This is a genomic window from Paenibacillus sp. PsM32 (genome assembly GCF_030433815.1).
GTDB classification, from domain to species: domain Bacteria; phylum Bacillota; class Bacilli; order Paenibacillales; family Paenibacillaceae; genus Saccharibacillus; species Saccharibacillus kyungheensis.
The window spans coordinates 290,059-315,282 of sequence record NZ_JARUWY010000002.1 but is presented as its reverse complement, the minus strand read 5'-3'; the positions used below and the strand labels follow the sequence as shown (position 1 = coordinate 315,282).

17 protein-coding genes and 1 other annotated feature (1 of these 18 only partly in view) are annotated in these 25,224 nt (G+C 38.9%); of the genes, 13 read left to right on the top strand and 4 right to left on the bottom strand.

All coding sequences use genetic code 11. The features are described from left to right. Positions 1-60 (bottom strand) — a binding site (T-box leader) (it extends 186 nt beyond the left edge of the window). A gap of 340 nt (positions 61-400) precedes the next feature. From QCD85_RS07215 to QCD85_RS07185, 7 genes are all read left to right on the top strand, one after another. Next, positions 401-3,709, top strand: coding sequence for a chitobiase/beta-hexosaminidase C-terminal domain-containing protein (locus QCD85_RS07215; RefSeq protein ID WP_301262124.1), 3,309 nt, complete (start codon positions 401-403; stop codon positions 3,707-3,709). Between the two features lie 172 nt (positions 3,710-3,881). Beyond that, positions 3,882-6,602, top strand: a complete 2,721-nt coding sequence (locus tag QCD85_RS07210) for a glycoside hydrolase family 2 protein (protein WP_301262123.1) — start codon at positions 3,882-3,884, stop codon at positions 6,600-6,602. A 64-nt stretch (positions 6,603-6,666) separates the two neighbouring features. Next, the gene (locus tag QCD85_RS07205; RefSeq protein WP_301262122.1) at positions 6,667-9,864 is read left to right on the top strand and encodes a glycosyl hydrolase; all 3,198 of its coding nucleotides are present in this window, start codon (positions 6,667-6,669) and stop codon (positions 9,862-9,864) included. Between the two features lie 93 nt (positions 9,865-9,957). Further along, a complete protein-coding gene (locus QCD85_RS07200) occupies positions 9,958-11,322 on the top strand; it encodes a glycoside hydrolase family 140 protein (protein WP_301262121.1) in 1,365 nt (454 codons plus the stop codon). 6 nt (positions 11,323-11,328) lie between these two features. Continuing rightward, the gene (locus tag QCD85_RS07195; protein ID WP_301262120.1) at positions 11,329-12,996 is read left to right on the top strand and encodes a response regulator transcription factor; all 1,668 of its coding nucleotides are present in this window, start codon (positions 11,329-11,331) and stop codon (positions 12,994-12,996) included. Further along, entirely contained in the window at positions 12,993-14,855 is a 1,863-nt protein-coding gene (locus QCD85_RS07190) for a cache domain-containing sensor histidine kinase (RefSeq protein WP_301262119.1), read from the top strand. Before QCD85_RS07195 ends, QCD85_RS07190 begins: the two co-directional genes overlap by 4 nt. Before the next feature lie 22 nt (positions 14,856-14,877). Beyond that, positions 14,878-15,102 (top strand): bacteriocin immunity protein, encoded by a 225-nt coding sequence (locus tag QCD85_RS07185; protein WP_301262118.1) that lies wholly within the window; start codon positions 14,878-14,880, stop codon positions 15,100-15,102. Positions 15,103-15,111: 9 nt separating this feature from the next. On the opposite strand, the gene QCD85_RS07180 is transcribed toward QCD85_RS07185, so the two are convergent. After that, positions 15,112-15,705 (bottom strand): TetR/AcrR family transcriptional regulator, encoded by a 594-nt coding sequence (locus QCD85_RS07180; protein WP_274172910.1) that lies wholly within the window; start codon positions 15,703-15,705, stop codon positions 15,112-15,114. Positions 15,706-15,956: 251 nt separating this feature from the next. Here QCD85_RS07180 and QCD85_RS07175 point away from each other — a divergent pair, with 251 nt between their 5' ends. The 4 genes from QCD85_RS07175 (at position 15,957) to QCD85_RS07160 (ending at position 20,699) form a co-directional block, all read left to right on the top strand. Then, on the top strand, positions 15,957-16,715 hold the full coding sequence (locus tag QCD85_RS07175) for an SDR family oxidoreductase (RefSeq protein WP_301262117.1): 759 nt from the start codon (positions 15,957-15,959) through the stop codon (positions 16,713-16,715). Positions 16,716-17,003: 288 nt separating this feature from the next. Then, positions 17,004-17,942: an ABC transporter permease gene (locus QCD85_RS07170; protein ID WP_273612742.1), complete on the top strand. Its 939-nt coding sequence runs from the start codon at positions 17,004-17,006 to the stop codon at positions 17,940-17,942. A gap of 27 nt (positions 17,943-17,969) precedes the next feature. Beyond that, positions 17,970-18,872, top strand: a complete 903-nt coding sequence (locus tag QCD85_RS07165) for a carbohydrate ABC transporter permease (protein ID WP_273612741.1) — start codon at positions 17,970-17,972, stop codon at positions 18,870-18,872. A gap of 72 nt (positions 18,873-18,944) precedes the next feature. Beyond that, positions 18,945-20,699, top strand: coding sequence for a hypothetical protein (locus tag QCD85_RS07160; protein ID WP_301262116.1), 1,755 nt, complete (start codon positions 18,945-18,947; stop codon positions 20,697-20,699). A 112-nt stretch (positions 20,700-20,811) separates the two neighbouring features. On the opposite strand, the gene QCD85_RS07155 is transcribed toward QCD85_RS07160, so the two are convergent. From QCD85_RS07155 to QCD85_RS07145, 3 genes are all read right to left on the bottom strand, one after another. Further along, positions 20,812-21,240 (bottom strand): hypothetical protein, encoded by a 429-nt coding sequence (locus tag QCD85_RS07155; RefSeq protein ID WP_273612739.1) that lies wholly within the window; start codon positions 21,238-21,240, stop codon positions 20,812-20,814. A 331-nt stretch (positions 21,241-21,571) separates the two neighbouring features. Beyond that, positions 21,572-21,955, bottom strand: a complete 384-nt coding sequence (locus tag QCD85_RS07150) for a VOC family protein (protein WP_301262115.1) — start codon at positions 21,953-21,955, stop codon at positions 21,572-21,574. 154 nt (positions 21,956-22,109) lie between these two features. Then, positions 22,110-22,952 carry an AraC family transcriptional regulator gene (locus QCD85_RS07145; protein ID WP_301262114.1) on the bottom strand — a complete coding sequence of 281 codons (843 nt, stop codon included), beginning with the start codon at positions 22,950-22,952 and terminating at the stop codon, positions 22,110-22,112. Between the two features lie 221 nt (positions 22,953-23,173). Between QCD85_RS07145 and QCD85_RS07140 the strand changes: the two genes are divergently transcribed. Together QCD85_RS07140 and QCD85_RS07135 are read left to right on the top strand one after the other, a co-directional pair. Continuing rightward, positions 23,174-24,223 (top strand): SPFH domain-containing protein, encoded by a 1,050-nt coding sequence (locus QCD85_RS07140; protein WP_274172509.1) that lies wholly within the window; start codon positions 23,174-23,176, stop codon positions 24,221-24,223. Beyond that, entirely contained in the window at positions 24,220-25,188 is a 969-nt protein-coding gene (locus QCD85_RS07135; RefSeq protein ID WP_301262113.1) for a sugar kinase, read from the top strand. Before QCD85_RS07140 ends, QCD85_RS07135 begins: the two co-directional genes overlap by 4 nt. Positions 25,189-25,224: the final 36 nt, after the last annotated feature.

Sequence of the window (25,224 nt, the reverse complement as noted above, 5' to 3'; positions counted from 1 at the left end):
CCGTACCCAACTCTCTGTAGATCAGATTACAAGCGTACTCTTTCTCGTCATAGAATGTGTATATATTTAATCATTATTTATAAGTGAAATCATTACATGCAATAGATAAAAACGATTAGCGATTGATCGATCAAAATCGTAGGCTTAGTATAATCCCTCTTTTTTAGAATTGCAATACCTGAATTGGAAAATAAGAATGTGTACTACTGGAATAAGCTGTGATTTTGTTCAAGTTGATCATTAGATTATTCAATAGTTTGTGCAGAAATAATCAAATAGATCTGTAGATTATTCAAATAATTCTAACGATTCTTCAATTTGTAAGCGTTATCTTTGTAATATGCTTAAGATGCTCACAAACGAACTGTTTATTATTCTTATCATAAAAGGAGAGAACAGGATGAAGAAAAAAGCAAGATCGGTATGCAGTAGTATTGGAATTGCGATCTTAATGTTATCCCTTTTACTGCCATGTTTTCAAAGCCCTCTTTTGGCAGCAACTTCAACAGTAGCGTCAGCAGACGTTAACCGCACAGTCACTATTAACACCTCAAATGTAGTTCAGTCCGACTTTTTGGGAATCGGCGTTAATATTATTCCAACCAATCTGATGGCGCTGGGTGCTAAATATGGATATAACGACGCTTATTGGGCGATGGATACGCAACGGATTCATCAATTTCAACCTAAAGTAGCTCGTGTCTGGTTTCAATTGGATTGGATGGAACCAAGCAAAGGAACATATACATGGAACAGTGAAAAAATGCAGAAGTTTTATCAGTATATTGATGCCTTAAAAGCGTCAGGAACTGAAGTGGAATTGAACTTTGGATGGAAAGTAGGTTCCAGTATTCAAAGCTGGTTTAACTTTCCCAATCTAAAAGATCCATATGTCAGCGCACCTACTGATCTACCGGCGTATGCTCGTTCTGCTTCAGCATTGTTGAACGAATTAATCAATAAGCGTGGATACGACAATATCAAATATATGACTTTTTATAACGAACCTAATGGAAGCTGGGATTTTGAAGGACCTACCGATCAGAAAGCGTATTTTGCTCAAATGTCTCGGGCAGTTAGTGAACAGTTAAAAGCAGATGGATTACGTGATCGGATTCAGTTATGGGGACCGGAAGAAACAGGAGCGCTCGATTGGACACAATACATGAAGCAAAATGCAGACGATGTCTTTGATGCGTATACTTTTCATGTCTATGGAGCCAGCTATAACGATCTGGGAGCACGAATCGCAGAACGCAAATCAGCAGTTGGTTCCAAGCCGATTGTGATGACTGAATTTGGATGGGGCGATGATAATGCGAGCAATTGGGACTCAGGCTTTGCCAATTCTGTCATTCGCGCTGCTAATGATGGTCTGCAAGGAGCACTAATGTGGCAACTTAACGGTGCATGGACATCTGATCCTGATGGTGATACAAACGGCAGTTATACGATGTGGGATGGATTACCGCTAGGGCTAAAACCTAATAAAACTTATTATTCTGCCGGATTGTTAGCTAGATATGTACCTGAACACAGTCAGGTGCTTGCAGTAAATACAGGCGGAGCCAGCGATATTCGTGCGGCCGCTTTCAAAGCAAAAGATGGTAATTATACGATTGTATTGGAATCGAAAAGTGGACAAAGTAAAAATGTTACGTTCGATTTTGGAACAACAACGATCGGCAAAACGTTTTACAAAATGAATTATCAAGATGATGTACAGCGCGATGGTAATGCGTTATTGCCAGCAGTAGAAAATTCATTTACAGCGAACCAATCGTTCACCGATTCTGCTATCAATAGCGAGTATAACGTGTCTATTTATACAACAGCGAAGCCACAGGCACAGGTGAAGATGACACCGATCGAATCAACCGTAGCTTCAGGCAGTACATTAACATTGAATGCGACAGTGATTGACGCTAGTTATAGTCAGACAAGTGTAGTAGCAGATACGTATACTACAGACGATATATTACCTGTTGCTGAGAATGACGTAAAAACGAAAGAAAAACAGGATGTTGTCAATAATAATAATTCGACCACTACAGCAACTTCAGATACGTATGTTACTCCAGCGGAAGAAAATACACTGGCTTCTGCATCGACAGATGTGACCTGGAGTGTAGTTGGATCAGGTAATGGCACAATCAGCAGTACCGGCGTATATTCTCCACCTGATGTGACGACCGAAAAATTGGTAGCTATCAAAGCGACAAGTGTAGCAGACCCGAATGGATATGGAATTGCTTTAATCAAGGTTATTCCGCAATCGATAGCAAGTCGGGTAGACGCACCAACACTGAGCTTAAAGTCCGGTGTGTATGATACATCTGAAGCGGTCACTGTAAAAACAGGCACAGCAGGAGCAGAGATTCGTTATACGTTAGATGGTAGTGTGCCTACCACTTCTTCAAGTCTTTATACCAAGCCTGTTATTTTACCTGAAGGTGGAACAAAAGTATTCAAAGCAAAAGCGTTTAAATCAGGATTAACTGCTTCTGGTGTTACTTCTGCTTTGTACAAAATATTGCAAAATAGCACAGGACCTGAAGGGTATCAATTCTGTATGTATGAAGGGGGTACATGTAGTTTTGACGGCACAGCCAGTGTAGCGTATGGAGCAGATGGATTATTCAAATATGGCACATTTACGAATGGCGTAGCATGTACAGATGAAGCTTTTGGTGGTGATCCAACATCTAATCTACCGAAGCGTTGCTATTATACCAATGATGTACCCGAGCAGACACCTGTTGTAGCGATCTATAATACAGGCTTTGAAAAGCCAACAGTGTCTACTACCAAAACAGGGCCGTTTACAAGTGGTTGGACATTCGATAGTCGGTCTGGAGTACAGCGAAACGGCAGTGCTTTTGGCGCAACTACAGCACCGGAAGGACAACAAACCGCTTATCTCAAAACCGATGGCGGTGTAGCCGGTAGTATTACGCAACAACTGAATTTTCCTCAAGGGGAATACAAGCTTAGCTTCAAAGCTGCTAAGCGAACCAGTTTTGGAGGAACACAGACTTTTGATGTGTTTGTAGATCAGACCAAGATTGGATCATATTCTCCTACGTCTGGTAATTATACAACGTATACTACCAATGCTTTTACAGCTAATGGAAAACGTACAATACGATTTGTAGCGACAACCACAACAGGCGATAATACAGCATTTCTTGATCAAATCTCGATCCAGTTAGCTAGTGATACACCAGTACCACCGTCAAATCCTGAAGCAGTAATAGCCAATACAAGCTTTGAAAATCCTGCGACAACCAATACCAAAGTAGGCCCTTTTACAAGCGATTGGGTATTCAGTACACGTTCAGGTATTCAGCGTAATGGTAGTGTATTCAATCCAGCCGCCAATGCTCCAGACGGAGTACAAACGGCTTATCTCAAAACAGATAGTGGAGTAGCAGGATCGATTAGTCAAAGTATTACATTTCCAGCAGGCACTTATGCATTAACATTTCAAGCTGCCAAACGAACCAGTGTAGGAGGAACGCAAACATTTGATGTATATGTAGATAACAAAGTAGTGGGTTCATATTCACCAACATCAGGCACATATACATCATATACAACTAATAATTTTGTAGTTACTGCCGGAGAACACACTATCAAATTCGTAGCTACTACATCGACTGGAGACAATACAGCTTTTATCGATCAAGTCAAACTCATTCAAAAATAATACATTTATAAAAAAAGTAAAATATGAAAACGTAAAAACGTAATTGTGAATAATGAATAATGAATAGGTGTCTCATACAGATCACTTTACCCAGATAAAATAACAATTGCCGATAAGACGACCGCTCTCTATCTGTCTTATCGGTTGTTGTTATCAAGAGGAGAATCACAATATGAATCTAAAGCAAGCCCGCAGTCTTGATGAACAAGATCGACAAAGCTTTGCTGCTACACATACACCATGGGATGCACCTGCTGCAAAAATCTCAGTACAACCTACAACATCTTCTTCAAATAATATGAATGACTTACTAGCTACTTATTCTGTCAATCCATCTTATATAAAAGCTCCACAACAATATTTAGATGGTAACTGGGAAATGGTGCAGGGAGGTGAAGCGGAACAAAGAATCTATCAATCGTGGGAATCGGTTATTTCCGTTCCTGTACCAGGCAGTATTCATCAAGGGTTAGTACAAGCAGGTATATTAGATGATCCTTCGTTTGGTGAACATGCCGCTCAAGCCAAACAGTATAGTCATCAGACATGGTGGTATCGCTGTACGTTTGATATCGAAGATATCGCTATGTGTGTTTCATCCCGATTGATCTTTGAAGGCGTATCTCCATCATGTGATGTCTGGTTAAATGGTACTCGTCTGGGTGATCATCAAGGAGCATTTGGTGGGCCAATATATGATCTGGGTTCCCTGTTGCAGTCGACCAATACATTGATCGTTCAAGTTCATCCAGCACCACTCGGCAATGAATGGAATATATGGGAGTCGACAGTTGTATTTAATTGTAATTACGGATGGCATTATGTGAATTTACCAGCAGTCGGTATCTGGCGTTCTGTACGTATTGAAGCTATTCCGTTAGTCCAGATCCAACATCCTTTTGTTCAAGTAAACAGTACAGCTCAAGCCAAACAAGGAGAGATTGATCTTGCTTTAACATTAGCAAGTCAGCAATCAGCATATAAAGGTGTGTTGTATGGTGAAATTGTTCCTGATAATTTTGCGGGGCAATCGATCAAGTTCCAACAATTTATCCAACAGGATTCTTATCTATCTGATCCAGATCATGTGTCTACTTATTACACTCGTGATATACATCTACAATTGACGATTCCAGATGCACAACTCTGGTCACCGCTAGATATGGGTGAGCCATATTTATACCGATTACAACTGATATTTATTCCAGATAGTCCAGCTATATCAGAAGATTCTATGATCATGCACAATCGTATATTGATAGATCAACAAGAGATCACATTTGGATTACGATATATCGAAATGAAACCGTTACCTTCCGGTCAGCAAGCCGATATGTACAACTGGACATTAACCGTAAATGATCGTGCTGTCTTTATTAAAGGCAGTGGTTGGTGCACGTTAGATGCCTTGATGGATTTTTCAAGAGAACGATATGATCATTTTTTGAGTTTGACGGCTCAACAACATACTAATTTTTTGCGTGCTTGGGGTGGCGGTATTCCAGAGACAGATGATTTTTATGATCTATGTGATCGCAAAGGGATTATGGTGATGCAAGAGTGGCCGACGTGCTGGGGAAGTCATGCGCGTCAACCGCAGGATGCTTTAGAAGAAACAGTACGCCTCAATACATTACGGTTGCGCAATCATGCTTCTCTTGTTATGTGGTGTGGTGGTAATGAGACCAGTACTGAACTGGATCATCCCGCTATCCAGATGATGGGACGTTACAGTATAGAACTTGATAATACTCGACCTTTTCACCGCACTGATCCATGGGGTGGAAGTACACATGATCATATTGTATGGAATGGATGGACACCAGCATATAGCTTTGATTATTACGCTAATTTGGACGGTATTATGCTTAGTGAATTTGGATTAGCATCTGCACCTAACTTGGAATCGGTATTGCGTTATATGCCAGCAGAAGAACAGCAACAATGGCCTCCGCTACCGGACAAAAGTTTTTATCATCATCTTCCTGCTTTTGATACACGGGATGAGTTACGCATTTTATCAGAATTTGCAGATGCATTTATAATATGTGATCGATTGGAGCACTTTGTTATCGGAACACAGCTTGCTCAAGTCACTTCATTACGTCACAAAATGGAATCTGCTCGCTGCCATTTTCCAGATGAAATAGGTGTAGTGACTTATAAATTAAATGATGTGTATATCGGCGTATCGTGGGCGACGATTGATTGGTACGGGGTACCGAAAATGTCGCACTATTTTACACAGGATGCTTATCAACCGTTGTTAGCGTCTGTGTTATTTAACAAATTAAACAGTCCTCATGAAGATCAGTCGTTACCTGTCTATGTGTTAGACGATCAAGGGGTATTAGATCAGTCATGGTCGGTCGGTATACGCGTGTATGACCAGCAATTACAAGTGATTCAGGCAGAAAATTGGCAACAAGAAGGCAAAGTGCCATCAGTACATCTTATCGGTACTATCGAACTTCAACAGGCACCATTAGCAGAGTCTCCGTTATTGATCGTATCTGAGATTATGCAGGGTAATGAAGTCAAATGTCGCACGTTTTATTGGTTAAATTTTGCTGATCGTCAGGGAGTGCTATGGAACTTACCACAGACTTCGTTAACAGTAGGTCAGCCTCAAGTCTCTAAGGTGTCACTATTGGATTCCTCTGTTGATTTTCCCTATGAGATTGAAGTGAAAAATACAGGAACATTACCCGCAGTAGGTGTAGAGTTGTATAGCCAATCGGATGATGTAGAGCAGTCTATTTTGGTAGCAAGTGATAACTTTTTTTGGTTAGATGCCGGAGAAAGTCGCTGGATCGACATAACCGATCATCGTTCTCTGCACGTAAAAGCATGGAATAGTTATACAGGACAAGCTTATTCTCAGTCACAATAATGAGAACTTTATTGCGTATGATGTACGACTAATTCGCAGATAACTTCAAAAGGTGGAGATATAGATGAACCGGTCTTCATGGATAGACAATAATCATATATCAACAGATCAATCAGCAGAGCCTATTATTGATCAGCAATCCTCGGTATCGATATTTGATACATTGCAGAATCCGCCAACGATGTATCGAGCGATTCCTTTCTGGTCATGGAATGATGATCTCGATCCGCAAGAAATTCGTCGACAAGTCGGTGAAATGAAAGCGGCTGGCTTAGGTGGATATATTATGCACGCTCGTGCTGGATTAGAAACACCCTACATGGGCGAACGTTGGATGGAATGTATTCGGGCTGGTATTGAAGAAGGGCAACGATTAGGAATGAATGTCTGGTGTTATGACGAAAATGGTTGGCCTAGCGGATTTGCAGATGGTGTAGTGCCACAGTTAGGGCTGGACTATCAGCAAAAATGGCTTAAATTAGAAGCACTATCAGAACAAGACGATCATAATATACAAGATGATACTACAATTGCATGGTATCGAATCGAAAATGAACAGTGGGTTGTGCTGGACGAACGCTATAAAGAAATTGCTCAATATCGAGCTTATTATGAAGTGAATCCATACTATATCGATACATTAGATGCTCAAGTCGTACAAGCTTTTATCGAATCTACGTATGAGAAATATCATCAACAATTTGCTACCCATTTTGGACAAGCGATTGCAGGTGTATTTACAGATGAACCTCAATATGGACGTTATCAGATTCCATGGTCTTTTACATTAGAACAGCAATTTCAACAGACATATGGATATTCGCTTCTTACCGAATTACCTCTTCTTTTTCAAGAAAGCAAAGGATATGAAACATTTCGCTATCAATTTTGGCAACTGGTTACCGCATTATTCAGTCAATCGTTTATGAAGCAAATAGGGGATTGGTGTGAAGAGCGACATATACGCTTAACCGGGCATGTGGTATGTGAAGATCATTTGACAGCTCAAGTCGGTTCTGTAGGCGACGCTATGGCTTCCTACGAGTATATGCAGACTCCGGGAATCGACTGGTTAGGCAGAGGCATCGATCATCCATTAACACCCAAGCAAGTGAGTTCTGTTGCACATCAATTAGGTCAAAAATTCGTCTTATCTGAAACATTTGGCTGTAGTGGATGGAATGTATCTTTTGCAGATCTAAAATGGATTGCAGAATGGCAATATGTACATGGTGTTAATTTGATGTGTCAGCATTTGGAAGGGTATAGCTTGCGTGGAATCCGTAAACGAGATTATCCACCTTCATTGTATTATCAGCAACCGTGGTGGGAAGAATATCATAAGTTTAATGATTATTTTGGGCGACTATCTATGCTACTGGCTGAAAGTCAAAAGCATATTGATATTCTGTTGTTACATCCTATTCGTTCGTCATGGATTGCTTATAATGATCAGATCAATACCGAAGGTGAACGGATACATCAAGATTTTGTGCAAATTAGTCAATGGTTATGTGAACTTCAGCGTAGTCATGATTACGGTTCAGAATCGATTATAGCTCATCATGGGCGTATACAAGATCAGCAATTGTGGATAGGTGAAGCTTCGTACCAATTGGTCATTTTGCCTCCGATGATAACGATAGCCAGTACAACGATAGACTTGTTACTGTCATGGCTAGCACAAGGAGGACAGGCGATAGCTCTAGGTACATTACCTGTCTTGATTGATGGACAACCAGATCAACGTCTGCTTCAACTTGAACAGCATGTAACTGTATTGAATATTGATCGAGAATTAATATCACATGAACTGGATCAACGATTATCTGATACGATCAAGCTTCATCAGCTCACACCTGTTGTACCTGCACAGCAAGAGTCAATATCTTTATCTGCGACAGATCATTCTCCGATTCTGACCCAGCGAAGTACATTGGAGCAATACGAATTATATTATCTCGTTAATACTGATCGTCACACCAGTTATATGACAGAGATTGAATTTCCTTGTCAGGGGCATCTAGAGCAGATCAATCTTCAGACAGGTGATATTCGTACTCTATCTACAGCAATAAACGCTCCAAGTGATAGTCATACTATGAGTATCAAGCTTACATTTGCACCAGCTCAATCTTATCTATTCCGCATATTGCCAGCTCAACAAGCAACTGATCTGTTACCGATTGCTGAATCTTCGTTACATTCTCGTTCGATTATAAGCGACCAGCATAGTGTAGAAATGAGTTCGAACTGGCGAGTGATGCGAAGTGATCTGAACAGTCTAACTTTAGATCGGTGTCGATTACAGATTGATAAAAATGAATGGAGTGAACCGCAACCGATTATTTTTTTGCAAGATCAATTAGTGAAAATAGGGCGAGCAGTTGATATTGGGTTGTCTTTTGAAGTACAGCTACAATATGAACCTCAAAATCATCAAGAAATGTATCTGGTGATAGAACAACCTCACTATTATCGTATGACTATCAATGGAACATCTGTAGATCTTCAGGATAGTGGATGGTGGCGAGATATTTCATTTCGCAAAATCAATATTCAAAATCAGTTGCATCAAGGTGTGAATCAGATCGTTTTAGAACGTCATTTTCAAAATTCACAAACCACATTTGATGCGGTAGCACGAGCACAAGCCTTTGAATCTGAAAGCAACAAGTTGAGTTATGAAGCAGAGATTGAAAGTATTTATATTTTGGGAGATTTTGATGTGCATAGTCTTACCCCGTATGAATACGAAACAGGCGACAATCATAGTCTGTATACTCAAGGGGAGTTTGTACTACAAGAAGTCACTCCTACAGCGCATACAGGAGATTTAACTACACAAGGGCTTTTATTTTATGCAGGTAATGTAAAATTACAACAATCTATAACGTTACCAGAAGATATAGCGGATCGCAGAATCTATTTTCAGTGGGATCGTCCTGATGCGGTATTGTCTAAGCTATGGTTGAACGGGCAAGAAGTGCATACTTTTTTGTGGGCTCCTTATGAGGTGGAGATTACTTCTTATGTGCATAGCGGTGCAAATGAAGTGATTATCGAATTATTTTCCAGTTGTCGTAATCTGTTAGGGCCGCATCATCATATTCGCGGGGAGTTAACGATGGTAGGGCCGGATAGCTTTAAAGATACACCGAGCTGGACAGATGGTGATAATGATACCGAACATATCTATACACCACGTTATTGTATGGTGACATTTGGCTTAACTAGCAACCCTGTTATTTCCATGTATTAAAAATATAAAGTTCAGATAATATCTCAAAAAAAGGTTGCAATCATACATTAGCGGTTGCATCCTTTTTTTGAGTTTGAGAGGAGTGTTATAGATATGAGTGAAATATGTAATGAACATGAATCTATTCCGCAGATGTCTCGTTTGAAAGTCAGTCCGAATCAGCGGTTTGTTATACAGGAAGATGGTACGCCTTTTTTCTGGTTAGGGGATACTGCATGGGAATTATTTCACCGCTTGGATCGAGAACAAGCATTGTTGTATTTAACGTGCCGGGCAGAGCAAGGTTTTAATGTTGTGCAGGCTGTCGCGCTAGCTGAGCTTGATGGTATCACAACAGGAAATGCTTATCATAGAATGCCTTTGCTAATGAATAAAGCAGGGGTATATGATCCTTGTCTGCCGGATACTACAGGAGATTATTCGTACTGGGATCATGTTGATTATATTGTAAATACAGCGGCCACACTTGGCATCTATATTGCTTTTTTGCCAACATGGGGCGATAAATACAATCAGTTATGGGGAAAAGGCCCTGAAATATTTACAGCAGATAACGCATATACATATGGACAATGGTTAGGAGAAAGATATCGGAATTGTAATAATATTATCTGGGTACTTGGTGGAGATCGTTCGCTTGATCAACCTCATCATATAGAAATTATCGATCGTCTAGCAGAAGGATTACAAGCAGGTGATGGTCATACTCATCTGATCACATTTCATCCGAAAGGTTCAGCTTCTTCATCTCAATATGTACATCCAAAATCGTGGCTAGACTTTCATATGATTCAATCCGGTCATGCCGCAGGTGTACGTAATAATTATGTGATGATCCAGCATGATTATGAATTACAACCGATCAAACCTGTACTTGAAGCAGAACCTTGTTATGAAGATATTCCGATAGATTTTAAAGCCAGTAATGGATATTTTGACGAGGTACATGTACGGCAGACTGCTTATTATGCTGTACTTGCTGGTTCACTGGGGTATACGTACGGGCATCATTCAGTATGGTGTATGAGTGATGGGATGTATGCTTCTACAGCATTGGATGAAATTGGTGATTTTATTATAATGTCGTGGCAACAAGCATTAACTCGTCCTGGTGCTGAGCAGATGAAGTGGTTGCGCCAACTGATGCAATCGGTTGATTTTGTAACAGGTGTACCTGATCAATCAGTAGTAACAGCTAACTTTGCAGGAGCTAACTATCAAGTGGCTAGTCGTGGCATAGATTATATTCTAGTCTATTGCCCTCAAGGTCTGTATGTTAAAGTAAGATTAGGTATCCTGAATACAGATCAAGTCAGTCTGAACTGGTATTGTCCACGAAGCGGACAATTATATCCGATCGATATAGTAGCGAATGATGGAGTACATACACTAATCGCTCCATCCAGTGGACGAGGTCAGGATTGGGTGTTATATATTCATTCTGTACGTAAGGAGTGAGGTTGAATGTATAAAGTGATGATTGTAGAAGATGAGATGCTTGTACGCATCGGGTTGAAAAATTCAGTAGACTGGAGCAAGTTCAATATGCAGGTGATTGCTGATCTGCCAGACGGGCAAAGTGCCTGGGAGCAGTATCATCAAGAGCGCCCTGATATTATTATTACCGATATTCGAATGCCCAAAATGGACGGCATGGAATTGATCGCTCATGTGCGTGCAGAAGATAAATCGACTCGGATTGTTGTCTTATCTTGTCTGGAAGAATTTGAACTTGCACGTAAAGCAATGTCTCTAGGCGTATCCGGTTATATCCTCAAACTAACGATGACTGAAGAAGAAATTCAAACGATATTACAGACGATTCGTAATGAACTAGATCATCAGCAACGTGCTAGAGTAGTTGAAGATCGCCCTTCATTATTGCCTTCTAATATCGAATTGATCAAAGAAAAGTATATTAAAGATTTCCTGTTATACGGTATCTATTCTGTCGAAGAATTTGAACGATTTGCTGTACAGAGTCAGATGCAGTTGTCACCTGCACGTCTGGTCGCTTGTATGATGGAAGTGGATCATTATTCCAAATTAAAGCAAAAATTTAAAGATGAACATGGTCATCTAATCAAAATGACATTACTCAATATGTTAAATGAAATTACGACTGCTTTTCAAAAAGGAGAAAGTCTGTATATTGATGAGACCCATTATCTTGTATTGCTGAGCTTTGAAGATATATTCTCCGAGCAACAGATCCGTCAGCAGACATTATTGATTCTACAACGGGTACAACATGTGATCGGAACGTATTTTAATAGTTCAGTTTCTTTTGGTATTAGTGAAATAGATAACGCTTACAAATCGCTTCCTCGCTTGTATGTAGAATCTTATGAACGATTACAGCATAAATTTCTTACCGGTACAGGATTGTATCATACAGGGCAAGAACATATAGATGTTGCGCCTATTCAAGCTCAATTGGAACAGATTCGTCTGTATCGTCCTTTACGCGAATTATTATCTCCGATGAAGCAAGAACGATATGACGATTATATCCGTATACTGGATGAACATCTGTATGCAGATCGGCGATCGATTCAGCATTTGCTATTTCAATTGGTACAATGGATCAGTACCAGTCTATATGATTATCATCAAAATGAAAAAACAATTTTGTTCAATATTACAGATCAGCTAGAACAGTGTGATACATTGCCTGAAATGCTTGCCCAAATTCAATTATATCTGTCTGAAGTGGTAGAACAATCACGCACAATGATGCATATGAGCAGTGAAATTACCAAAGCGATTCAATATATTAAGCAACATCACATTGAAAATATAAGTTTGCAACAAGTGGCTGCCCATGTGAATTTGAGTTTTGGTTATTTGAGTAATTTGTTCAAAAAAGAATTGCAAATTACGTTTATAGACTATCTTAATCGCTATCGGGTCGAACGGGCAAAAGAGTTATTAGTCGGCACTTCGCTCAAATCGTACGATATTGCAGCTCAAGTCGGATTTTCACCAGAATATACGTATTTCAGTAAAGTGTTCAAAAAAGTAACCGGACTGAATCCTAATGAATATCGCCGTCAATATTGGACACAAGGAGAAGGGATTTCTAATTTACATCATTCTTCACCATCTGAATCGCTGAAAGGCACGTTATGAAAAAGCTACGCTGGCGTAAAATACAAAAAATCAAAAAAATCGGTAAAGTACAACATTTGGGTACGCAATTAATCGTCTTTTTTATGGCGATTAGTATTATCGTATTTTCGATTGCTTCGTATTCGCTGTATTCATTTATGTTGGGATTGATCAAAGAACAAAACGAAAAGTTGTTATTACAACAATTCCAGCAATTGGATCATAATATTCATAGTCTTGTAGGAGATGTAGATCGCTTATCCAAGCTTTTTCTGCTGGATGATCATGTGCAGAATTATATTCAAAATACGAATATGAACACAGAAATCGATATGATTGACTTGAAAAAGGCGATCTATGGACGGATCACTAATTTTATCAGCAACTATAACTATATTCATTCGATCTATATCATTTCAGATACACGGGGAGCGTTAGGAGGCAATACCACGCAGACACTGGTACATGGAGAGCAAGCATGGACAGATCGCTTTTTTCAATCCGATGGATATGAGAAAGCCAAGCAAGCTTTTCCTAATCTAATCATCGAAGGTGGAATCAAAGAATCTTATCATAATCCTTATAATGTAGGTCAATCCGATGGCAATCTGGTGAGCTTGATTCGTGGAGTTAGACCTATTTATGAACCACGTACCACTGCTACACTGGTATTCAATATTGATGAAACGTACTTGGCTTCTACGTATGCAGCTTCTCTTGATATGGCAGAAGGAGATATGTATATTGTTAATGAGCAAGGCATGATTATTTCGGCTAATCGGGCTGAACAAGTAGGTACACAAAGTCCTTATAGTCCGCTGCACAACAGTTATGCTAATTTTGGTAGTTATGATATTACGCGTGATCATGAGCCGTTACAAGTCGTCTATTACAAACTGCAAGATGCCAATTGGTATCTCGTACGTGAAGTGCCATTAACTTTATTTTCAGAACAGATTACTTCAGTACAACAGATTATGTTAATCGTATTCTCATTAAGTATTCTAGTTATTTTTTGCGCGACTTATTTTTGGTTACGTAAATTAATTCGTCCACTTCATTTATTGGCTCACAAAATGAAAAATGTCAGTCAAGGAGAATTGGGAGTAACATTTACAACGATTCCTAATAATGAATTTGGTATGGTGATGAGGCGATTTAACGAGATGTCGCTGAGTATCGTAGAATTGCTTCGTAGCAATAATGAGATTCAAGAGAAACGACGCGAATTAGAAATTGAAGCGTTACAATATCAGATCAATCCGCATTTTCTATACAATACACTCAATATGATTCGCTGGATGGCTTCCGCTGTAAAAGCAGATCACATCGTTAATAGTGTAGTAGCACTCGGCAATATTTTGCGTCCTGTATTTGCAAGTAAAGATACGATGTGTAGTCTACGTGATGAAATTAATTATTTGGAGAATTATATCAAAATTATCAATTATCGCTTTAACAATACGATCACATTTACATTTGATATTGAGCCTTCTTATTTGGACTATCGAATTCCACGCTTTATTTTGCAACCGTTGATTGAGAATTCGACCAAATCAGGCAGACCGGATGATAACGTGATTGATATAGCGATAGAAGTCTATGAACAGGATAATGATCTGTGGATTTCAGTGATAGATTCTGGTCGTGGCTTCGATCCACAGATGCGTGAACAATTAAATAATCAGTTGCAGAGCGGAGACAGCTATACTTCGGAACAACAAGAATACAGCAGTGGAGTCGGATTATATAATGTGAATAAGCGCATACAGCTTTATTTTGGCAAAGAGTACGGTATTCAATTACCTCAAGTTCCTTATGGAGCAGAAGTTGCTATTCATTTACCTCGCTTATTAGAAAGTAAAGATCATATCTTATAAAAGAAAGTATATCCGAATCACTATGAGCCAGTTTACACGAACCGAATTAATAGAATTGGTTGAACGCATTATCAGCGCAGAAGGCAGTGAAGCAGAGATTGATGATTGGTTAACTATTGTACAGCAACATGTACCTCATCCTGAGATCAGCAATCTGATTTTCTGGAATGAAGAAGAGTGGACAGCGACTCAAATTGTAGACGAAGCGTTAGCATATGAGCCGATTATTTTACCACCGCCATCTTGAACCAATAGACTAAGATAAGGGATTATTCCGGTGTCCATTTTGTTGAGTAATGATCTGTAGTAGCTGTTCAGACATATAATTGGCACTGTATTGGAAGTCATTTTGGATCCAGGCAATAATAAGTCCCCATATAGCATAAGCTTGATAACTAGCATATAGATCGATATTTATCCCTGCTTGATTCATCGTGCGAATCGCTTCTACATTGCGCATATCCTGAATACACAATTGTTGCAATTCATAACAAATACGTTGCTGAAATCCGGGCAAAGCGTTGGAATGTGTAATCAACTGATAAAAGTTCCGATGAGTCGCCACATGATCGAAAATCTTTATAGCCGATGCTACCATTTCTTGAATAATTAATGTGCTGACATGACGGTAAGGTTCTTCATACGAATCTTTGAGATCAACAATCACACGTTCAATAATATCGTCGAGCAAGTCTTCTTTGTACGTATAATGCTTGTAAAATGTACCACGATTCACGTCTGCTATCGTGACGATATCGGTGATGGTAATACTGCGAAATTCTTTTGTTTGTAACAACGATAACAACGCATCTGTTAACGCTTGTTTGGTTTTGCGTATTCGTCGATCTATCATAGTGACTCTCCTCTGGCATCATTTCGTCATTGAGCAATAATTAGTCTGTGATTAATCTGTAATTTTATCGAGTCTAAAAAAAGATAATCAACAATCAGTATGATAACTGTTTATTTTTCAACATAATGATTCTTTTTTGCTGATTGCATGTCTATGTTTTAGATTTTAAGATAATTATAACAGATGTTTGTTAACCAACAGATGTTGATTAATAACGATAGAAGCCATAGATCGCAGGAGGAATCACGATGAGATTAGAAAACAAAGTTGCTGTTATTACAGGAGCCGCTTCAGGAATGGGTAAAGCGATTGCTTTACTGTTTGCACAGGAAGGCGCTAAAGTGGTCGTTTCTGATATTGCGCAAGCATCAGCACAATTGACTGTTGATGATATTTTGGCTCAAGGTGGTGAGGCTGTCGCTATCGCTACCAATGTCACGCAAGAAGAGCAAGTACAATTGCTTATTCAGACAGCGGTTGAACATTATGGCACACTAGATATTCTCGTAAATAATGCAGGCATTATGGATAACTTTGTACCGGCAGCAGATGTAACTGATGAATTATGGGAAAAAGTATTTGCAATTAATACAACAGGAACGATGCGAACAGTTCGTCAAGCATTGCCTATTTTTATAGAGAAACAAAGCGGGATTATTATCAATATTGCTTCAGCAGGTGGATTAAATGGATCAAGAGCAGGAGCGGCTTATACTGCTTCCAAGCATGCTGTTGTAGGATTAACCAAAAATATCGGGTTTCAATATGCTCCATTAGGGATACGTTGCAATGCGATTGCTCCGGGCGGTGTTGCTACTAATATTGGCACTACGATTAGTGAACCGAATCCATTTGGGATGGAACGGGCTATGATTGGCATGGGCTTAAATCCTAGAAATGGTCAGCCAGAAGATATTGCTAAAGTAGCTTTGTTTTTAGCTTCAGAAGATGCTAGCTTTGTAAATGGGACAGTGATTGTGGCTGATGCTGGTTGGACAGCTTATTAAGATATACACGATTGAATAATATCTAACCGAATAATAAAGTAATCACAACGTGTAAAGCATTCTAGAGTGAATCTGGAATGCTTTTTTTGTTGTATTTGTTCAACTTAATCTGTAAATGATTCAAGAATAGCGAAGAAGTATCTGTATATTATTCAATTCTATCTACAGATTGTTCATTCAGTCTGTACCGGTATACCTTTACTATTAAAAGCAAGCAAACGATCTTTATAAAACTATTGAATCTATAGATTCTGCACTCAATAGTCATCTATCGAAGGGGGTTCCGCTATGGATATTACGTACAAAAAAGAAAAGGTCGTTCAGATCAAAAGGCGGAAATATAATGCCGATGGAATTCGTTTATTACTTATGACTATTCCTTTCCTTCTTTTTGTAATCGCTTTCAGTTATGTGCCACTGTTTGGTTGGGTGTATGCCTTTTTTGATTACAAGCCAGGTATACCACTCAGCCAGACAGCTTTTGTAGGATTAGAACATTTCCGCGAAATGTTGCATGACCGCGATATGGGAAGAGTGATGATCAATACATTAGCTTTGAGTGTATTATCTATTTTATTTGCCCCTTTGCCGCTAGTGTTAGCAATTATGGTGTCAGAAGTGCGTAATGGATTTTTTAAACGTCTTATTCAGACAACGACTACATTACCGAACTATATCAGCTGGATCATTGTATTCTCATTAGCTTTCAGTATGTTCAGTTCTGAAGGGGCGATTAATACAGCAATAGATCGACTGGGGTTAAGTGATACTCCGCTTAACGTATTGGGAAATGCAGATCATGTCTGGTTAGTACAGACGTTGTTATTAATCTGGAAAACGATTGGCTGGAATGCGATCATTTATCTTGCGGCGATTGTAGGAATTGATGGAGAACAATATGATGCAGCGAGGATTGATGGAGCGGGACGATTACGAAGTATCTGGTACATTACCATTCCGAATATTATGCCAACGTTTATTGTCTTACTTTTGTTAGCGGTTAGTAATTTGCTTTCAGCAGGGTTTGAGCAATATCTGGTATTTAACAATATTATGGTTGCTGACAAAATTGAAGTACTTGACCTCTATGTGTATCGTCTGGGATTGGTCACTAATGACTATCCGTACTCCACTGCTGTAGGTATGTTCAAATCTGTAATCAGTATTGCGCTGTTATTTATGATCAACAGCCTATCCAAACGAGTACGTGGCGAAAGTATTATTTAATCATTAAGAGCATAAGGAGGATAACCCATGATCAGAGCGGAAAATACCAAATCGATTCAATGGTCAGACTGGCTATTTAATGCAATCAATTACACATTGCTGACGATCCTATTAATTGTGACAATCTATCCATTTTATTATATTTTTATTTATTCGATTAGCGATTCATTTCGTGCCCAGAGCGGTGTCTTTTTATGGCCTGCTGGCTTTTCGCTAGAAAGTTACAAAGCAACGATTAAGCTTCAAGGATTAGGCGATGCCGCAATCGTTTCTGTGTTGCGTACTGTATTAGGAACTGCGATTACGGTGGTATGTTGTTCTTTTTTTGCTTATTTGATTACCAAGCGAGAAATGCCTTTTCGCAAAATTATTTACCGATTTGTACTGATTACGATGTATTTTAATGCAGGCTTTATTCCATGGTACTTAACGATGAAAATGTACGGATTACAAAATAATTTCCTGTTATATATTTTGCCTACGGCATTAACAGGATTTTATATTATTTTGATCAAAACATTTATCGAGCAGTTACCACCTGCTCTGGAGGAATCTGCTAAAATAGACGGTGCTGGTTATATCACTATTTTTACTAAAGTTATTTTTCCACTTTCTACGCCGATTATAGCAACTATAGCTGTATTTGCGGCTGTCGGACAATGGAATACATGGTTTGATAATTTTTTCTTAGTCGAAAATCCCAAATTACAAACATTACAATTGTTACTTTATAACTTTTTGAGCCAATCTAATAGTATTTCAAATATGAGTGCTGCTGATTTGACGATGTCTGCGGAAGCTAGAGTGATGACACCTCAATCGATTCAGATGACGATTACGATGTTAGTCACATTACCTATTGTGATTGTATATCCTATGTTGCAACGCTTTTTTGTCAAAGGCATTATGATGGGTGCAGTCAAAGGATAAACAAACAATCTTATCATTGCATAAACCAATGATAACTGGTAGCAATATATAAGAATATGAGGAGGAAGCTTTATGAAAGATGAGAGAATCAAGCCGCTCAAGCGTACTATTAGTGTATTGTTAGTGATAATTTTGATAACGCTTACAGCATGTTCAAATAATACAGCCAATACTAATGGTTCGGCTACACAAGCAGGCACAGTAGATGCGAATGGCATTGTCACTTTGCGTATTTTGGTGAATGAGACAGGAACCAAATGGAACACGTATCCAGATAATGAAATTGCCAAAGCGATTGAAAAAAAGATCGGTGTCAAAATCGAATATGTAGAAGCTGATTCTAATAAAATGAATGTATTGCTAGCAGGAGGAGATTTGCCAGATATCGTACGCTCCGATCCGACTCAATATGGAAAGCAATTAATAGATGGAAATCTGGTCATTCCGATGGATGATCTACTTGCCAAATATGGTAAAGACATTTCTAAAAATATCCCTACCGTTGTAGAATACAGTCAAAAGAATTGGAGTGAAGGGCAAAACAAATTGTACTTTTTACCTCCTCAAGTACAAGCAGATCCTAGCCCGGTCTACGCCAACCTTTCAATCGGCCCAACAATTCGCTGGGATTACTATAAAGAAATAGGAGCACCTGCTATTAACAGTACAACCGATATGCTAAATGTACTCAAACAAATTGTAGCCAAACACCCTACTACCGATGAAGGTAAAAAAGTATATGGAGTCTCGATGTGGCAAGATTGGGGATTGTGGCCGTATATTATTCCGTTTACATGGATTACTCAACAGACCGCAGCAGGCAATTCCGATTTGTTTGCGAAGCCTTTAGGTGGTAAGGAGCTAATTAATGTACTGACAGATGCCAATTCAAATTACTGGGTAGCTTTAGATTTTTATAACAAAGCTTATCGTGAAGGACTACTTGATCCAGATGCATTAACGATGAAAAATAATGATTATATGGCGAAAGCGACAGCAGGGCAATTTATATTAGGGCCAGCTACATGGGCAATGGGAGATTTTAATTCCAAATATGCTAAAGATGGCAAAGGATTTGTTGTATTACCAGTAGGCAAGCAAGCATGGTCAGGTGGCGTTCGTCCGATCGGTTGGGCAGACAAAAGCTATGCTATTTCAAAAAGTTCTAAATATCCAGAAAAAGCGATGGAATTTTTAAATTATATATATTCATATGAAGGTGCCAGAACGATGTATAGCGGTATTGAAGGAACTAATTGGACGATTGAAAAAGGTGTACCGCAATTAAGCAAAGAAGTCTCTCAGCTCAAAGTCACAGGAGGCGATGCATGGGAACGTACAGGGATTGCGCTTGATCCTAACTTAATCGGATTAGGTGGAAATGTAATTGATCCTAAAACCAAGACCCCACTTGATCTATTTGCTACAGAAGAAGCACTAGCGAACAATGCGACGGCATTAGAGAAAGACTTTAGTCAATATTATCATGCTTCTTATCCAGGCGAAGTAGTCGCTAATTTGGTCAAAGAAGGCAAATTAAACGATGAAAATACACCACTCAAAAATTTGACACCAGAACAGATTATTATAGAAAATACGATTGTGTTGCCAGTGCTTACCGATGATCTACTCAAAAAAGAAACACAGCTCAAAGAAGTAGCTGCACGTACAGCAGCGACTATGATTCTGTCCAAAACGGATGAAGATTTTGCAGCTAATAAGCAAAAAGCGATAGAAACGTTCAAAAGTTCAGGAGCAGACGAATTGTCTACTTATATGAATACCGAATACGCCAAAGCTAGAGCAACAGCAGAGCAAGCTAAATAGAAAATGCTATAATACGTTACAAAAAACCGCCAGTCTGTAAAAGCAGATTGGCGGTTTTTTGCTGTATATGATTTAACTATATATAGCGTATAGTGGCGGCTATACGATACTTTTAACGTCGTGATGAACGTGTTTTGGAAGTAAATAATACTTTCTGTCCGGTACTATTCAGGCTAGGTGCACCATGTACCACTGTAGATTGTGCTTTGGGAGTCGCTTGAAAAGCATCTTTGAACGAAGTAGAACAACCTGAGCATAGACGTCCTTGAGCAATAGGCTGCAAGCAACATTCACAAGGATAAGTCAAATTTTTGTAGCCGTTAGATAATTTGCCTTGTTTGATCAGATCGTGCAACTCTGCTAAAGGGACCTGGGTCGCTTCACTTAAAGCTTCTGTCGTCGCTTTAGGAAATCTCCACATGTAATCCATGCAGTTTTTCAAAGCCAGATCTAATTGATTACTACAAGAAGAGCATAAGTTACGCATATTTTTTTGGAAAATAGAACCGCATTTCGCACAATAATCCACCATTAGAGTCAACACAATCACCCCTTACATCTGTTTTTTAGTCTTTAAGATATAGGTACATAATACTATATCGGTTATAAGATAACAATACAGTATACAAAAAACATGAAATTTGTCGAAAATAATAAAATAATCCTGAGTATGTAGGTATTAGGGCTTGCAGGGTAATAATAGCATAATTAACACATTTACAAAGTAAGTTCCTGTACTATATAAAGCAATCGCAAAAATTTCAATCACTTTAGTACAAAAAAAACAACTCGCCTTCTTGATGACAAGTTGTTGATAGATCAAATAAACAGTATATAAGACTCCAAATTGCAAGCGGTTAACAACGATAATGTTATTCTAACGCACTACAGATTTCGATAAAATGTCCATCAGGATCAGCGATATAAGCGACTGTCTGTCCCCATGGTTTGACCACAGGTTCTTTGACAATGTTTACCTGTTGCTGACGCAATTGTTCTATTGTTGCTACTACATCATCGACGACAAATCCAATTTCAAATGTACTGGATGTTGCGATCTCTTCCGCAATTTCAAGTCCAATCTCTTGTCGTACAGACTGGCGTGTGTTAAACGACAACGTAGTCATGCCTGTATCAAATTCCACATAAGTATCCACTTGCATTTTGACCGATAATTGTAGAATATCTCTGTAAAAATGCATCGTCTGCTCTACATCATGAATATACAAAATAATATACTTCATTGCTAATTTCATAGATTAATCCAACCCTTTCTTAGTCACTTCTATTGTCAGTTCATTATTATGATTCTGATCTAGTTTGATTATGAATGATCTTCCTGCAAAAAGATTGGAAAAAACGGTCATATCCTTGGGAATATCTGCTAAATATCTATTTTGTAGAATCAGACTAAGCTTGGATAACGTCCTGTACAGATAATTGCCCTGGAGATAGACCATAATAACGCTGAAAATGACGAATAAAATGAGATTGGTCATAATAACCACCAGAGATGGCTACTTCCCCAAGACTATACTTCGGATAGCGATACATCATCTGCAAAACAGACTGAAAGCGAATAATATCTAATATTTCTTTGGGACGAATACCGAACTCTTGCTGGAAAATACGGCGTACAGTTCGTTCGCTGTAATGTACTTGTTGAGCAAGTGTCGCTAGATCCATCTGTCCATTATAGGCATACATTAATTGTAAGCTGTGCGCTAGTAACGGATGAACAGGGAGAGGGTGAATATCATATGTATATAGCGCTTGTTGTAAGTATTGCTCGATAATATTGATCCGCATTGTAGTATCTGTTGCATCTATCACTTGCTCCCAGAACGTGCTTGCAGAATGTCCCCACAATTCCTCTAATAATATTTGTCCCTTAAGATCAGCTATAGGATACCCAACAATCGCTTGTACAGACTGAATATACATTCGGATACCGAAGAAATTCATAGATTCTTTAGGATGAAAAACTTCATACGTAGACATCCATGAAGAGACAAAAGCCCCTTGAGTTACAGAGATAGCATCCAGATCAAAAATAATATCTATACATCCATCTGGAATAATACGATAAGCAGAAGTATGAGGCAGAATAGTAGAAGATACTTGAAAAGTAGACGACCAGTAACAAGCTACTGTAGATTGCAATACCGGTTGTGGAGCATATTCCTGATAATGATAATAATCATTCTGTAAATGAGATTGTAACTTAGGCGGCTGAAGAGGACGATATATCATGCCAGCACTCCTTTTCTAATACATAGCATCCGATGGATGTCTGTAACAATAGTAATAACAGCAATATCACGAGATGTCGATATTTTACGTTTAGTGTAACATGATTTGAAATGATCGTAATCTAATAATAATTAACAAATTGTTATTATCATATTGTAAATATCAAAATAGCGTGCTATATTGTTATTAACAAAAAGGAAATAACAAAGGAGAGAGTGATTATGTTTGGATTTCGCTTCGTCAAATTTCAACCCAGTGAATATGTGATGAAAGTAAGAAATGGCAAAATAGTAAAAGAAGGAGTTGGCTTATCTTTCCGCTATTATGCACCGACTACTTCTGTGATCGTAGTACCGGTATCGTCGATAGATGTTCCTTTTATATTTGAAGAAATAACGAATGATTATCAGACGGTAACCGTACAAGGGCAATTGACATACCGGATTGTGGATTACCGCAAAACCACTCAAATTTTAAATTACACGTACAATTTACGCAAAAATCAATATATTTCAGATGATCCGAACAAACTGGCTCAACGGGTGATCAATATTGCCAAAGTATTAACCAAAAAACATCTGGAGCAAATGCCACTGCGAGAAGCGATTCAATCCAGTGAACGTTTAGCTCAAAGTATTACACGCGAAATTATGCAAAATGCTGAATTAGAAAAGTTAGGCATCGAATTGATGGGCTTCTCTGTTTTGGCGATTTTGCCTAATAAAGAAACGATGAGAGCGTTAGAAGCACAAGCACGTGAGCAGATTCTACGCAATGCGGATGATGCTCTATATGAACGCCGTAATGCCTCGATTGAACAAGAACGACGGGTCAAAGAAAATGAATTGAATACCGAAATTGCAGTAGAAACCAAGAAAAAACAAATTCGGGAAACTCAATTAGATGCTGAGCGTTCAGTAAGTGTGAAAAAGAATGAGATCAAAGAAGAACAATTGCAATTCGATACGATGATGGAAGAAAAGAAACAGCAATTAACAGAACTATCGATTGCCAATTCCAAAGCACAAGCCGATGCCAAAGCCTACGAAATGTCTGCGGTAATGAAGTCGCTTGAAGGCGTTAATCCTGCATTGTTACAATCGATGGCGAATATGGGCATGAATCCTGATAAATTGATCGCGATTGCTTTCCAGGGATTAGCTGAAAATGCAGGTCGTATCGGACAATTGAATATCACACCGGATCTATTGCAAGGACTATTATCAGAATCAAATAACCATCAACAACAGCAAGGAGGTCGGAATAGATGAATAGCCGTATAAGCGAAAATAAAATTGTACTCGTCAAGCGTAAAACACGATTAGAAGAATTAATTGTTCGTTACAATACGATCCAGCAAGCACAATTTTATATTGAGCGTCTGGGTGTTGATTTTACCGACTATATACAAGAAGATCAGAATTATCGTCATGCTGTAGAACAATCGATGCTTGTGTTACAAACGATCGGAAGAGTGCAACTGTTAGAGCGTGAACATGTACCGAATTTTATTTTTGGTGAAGATGATATTGTAGTGGTGCTCGGGCAAGATGGATTGGTTGCGAATACGATGAAGTATGTTACGCATCAGCCGTTAATCGGTGTAAATCCTGATCCACTACGCTGGGATGGGATTTTGCTTCCTTTTCAAGTTCGTGATCTGATTCAGGTGGTACCAGATGTACTGAATCGTCGCCGCGCGATCCAAGAAGTGATGTTAGCCAAAGCAGAATTGAACGACGGACAGACGCTATACGGTGTAAATGATTTATTTATCGGGCGCAAAACACATGTCTCGGCTCGTTATCAATTGCAGTTAGCAGGGCATACCGAGCAACAATCTTCAAGTGGCATTATTGTATCGACAGGGATGGGTGCAACAGGTTGGTTCAAAAGTGTTCTTGCAGGAGCAAACGGTATTGTACACAGTGAAAGCTATCAGCAGATAACAGGTAGCATGCAGTATGAAGAGACTCACAGCTCCACTTATACTTCATTGGCATGGGATACACCACAGTTGTATTTTACAGTGAGAGAACCATTTCCTAGCCGTACCACTTCTACCGAATGTGTTTTTGGACAGATTCACGAACAACAGCCATTGCGCATTGTATCGCAGATGCCTGAAAATGGTGTAATCTTTAGTGATGGCGTAGAAAGTGACTTTCTGGAATTCAATTCAGGCATGACAGCAACGATTGGTCTAGCCGAGAAGCGGGGGCATCTGGTGGTATGATGATTATTTTGTGTTATGATATCCGTATCTGTTGAA

What these genes read in the sequence shown, in the direction of transcription:
- QCD85_RS07215 (WP_301262124.1), top strand. Translation starts at nt 401, where the DNA reads ATGAAGAAAAAAGCAAGATCGGTATGCAGTAGTATTGGAATTGCGATC.
- QCD85_RS07210 (WP_301262123.1), top strand. Translation starts at nt 3,882, where the DNA reads ATGAATCTAAAGCAAGCCCGCAGTCTTGATGAACAAGATCGACAAAGC.
- QCD85_RS07205 (WP_301262122.1), top strand. Translation starts at nt 6,667, where the DNA reads ATGAACCGGTCTTCATGGATAGACAATAATCATATATCAACAGATCAA.
- QCD85_RS07200 (WP_301262121.1), top strand. Translation starts at nt 9,958, where the DNA reads ATGAGTGAAATATGTAATGAACATGAATCTATTCCGCAGATGTCTCGT.
- QCD85_RS07195 (WP_301262120.1), top strand. Translation starts at nt 11,329, where the DNA reads ATGTATAAAGTGATGATTGTAGAAGATGAGATGCTTGTACGCATCGGG.
- QCD85_RS07190 (WP_301262119.1), top strand. Translation starts at nt 12,993, where the DNA reads ATGAAAAAGCTACGCTGGCGTAAAATACAAAAAATCAAAAAAATCGGT.
- QCD85_RS07185 (WP_301262118.1), top strand. Translation starts at nt 14,878, where the DNA reads ATGAGCCAGTTTACACGAACCGAATTAATAGAATTGGTTGAACGCATT.
- QCD85_RS07175 (WP_301262117.1), top strand. Translation starts at nt 15,957, where the DNA reads ATGAGATTAGAAAACAAAGTTGCTGTTATTACAGGAGCCGCTTCAGGA.
- QCD85_RS07170 (WP_273612742.1), top strand. Translation starts at nt 17,004, where the DNA reads ATGGATATTACGTACAAAAAAGAAAAGGTCGTTCAGATCAAAAGGCGG.
- QCD85_RS07165 (WP_273612741.1), top strand. Translation starts at nt 17,970, where the DNA reads ATGATCAGAGCGGAAAATACCAAATCGATTCAATGGTCAGACTGGCTA.
- QCD85_RS07160 (WP_301262116.1), top strand. Translation starts at nt 18,945, where the DNA reads ATGAAAGATGAGAGAATCAAGCCGCTCAAGCGTACTATTAGTGTATTG.
- QCD85_RS07150 (WP_301262115.1), bottom strand. Translation starts at nt 21,955, where the DNA reads ATGAAATTAGCAATGAAGTATATTATTTTGTATATTCATGATGTAGAG.
- QCD85_RS07145 (WP_301262114.1), bottom strand. Translation starts at nt 22,952, where the DNA reads ATGATATATCGTCCTCTTCAGCCGCCTAAGTTACAATCTCATTTACAG.
- QCD85_RS07140 (WP_274172509.1), top strand. Translation starts at nt 23,174, where the DNA reads ATGTTTGGATTTCGCTTCGTCAAATTTCAACCCAGTGAATATGTGATG.
- QCD85_RS07135 (WP_301262113.1), top strand. Translation starts at nt 24,220, where the DNA reads ATGAATAGCCGTATAAGCGAAAATAAAATTGTACTCGTCAAGCGTAAA.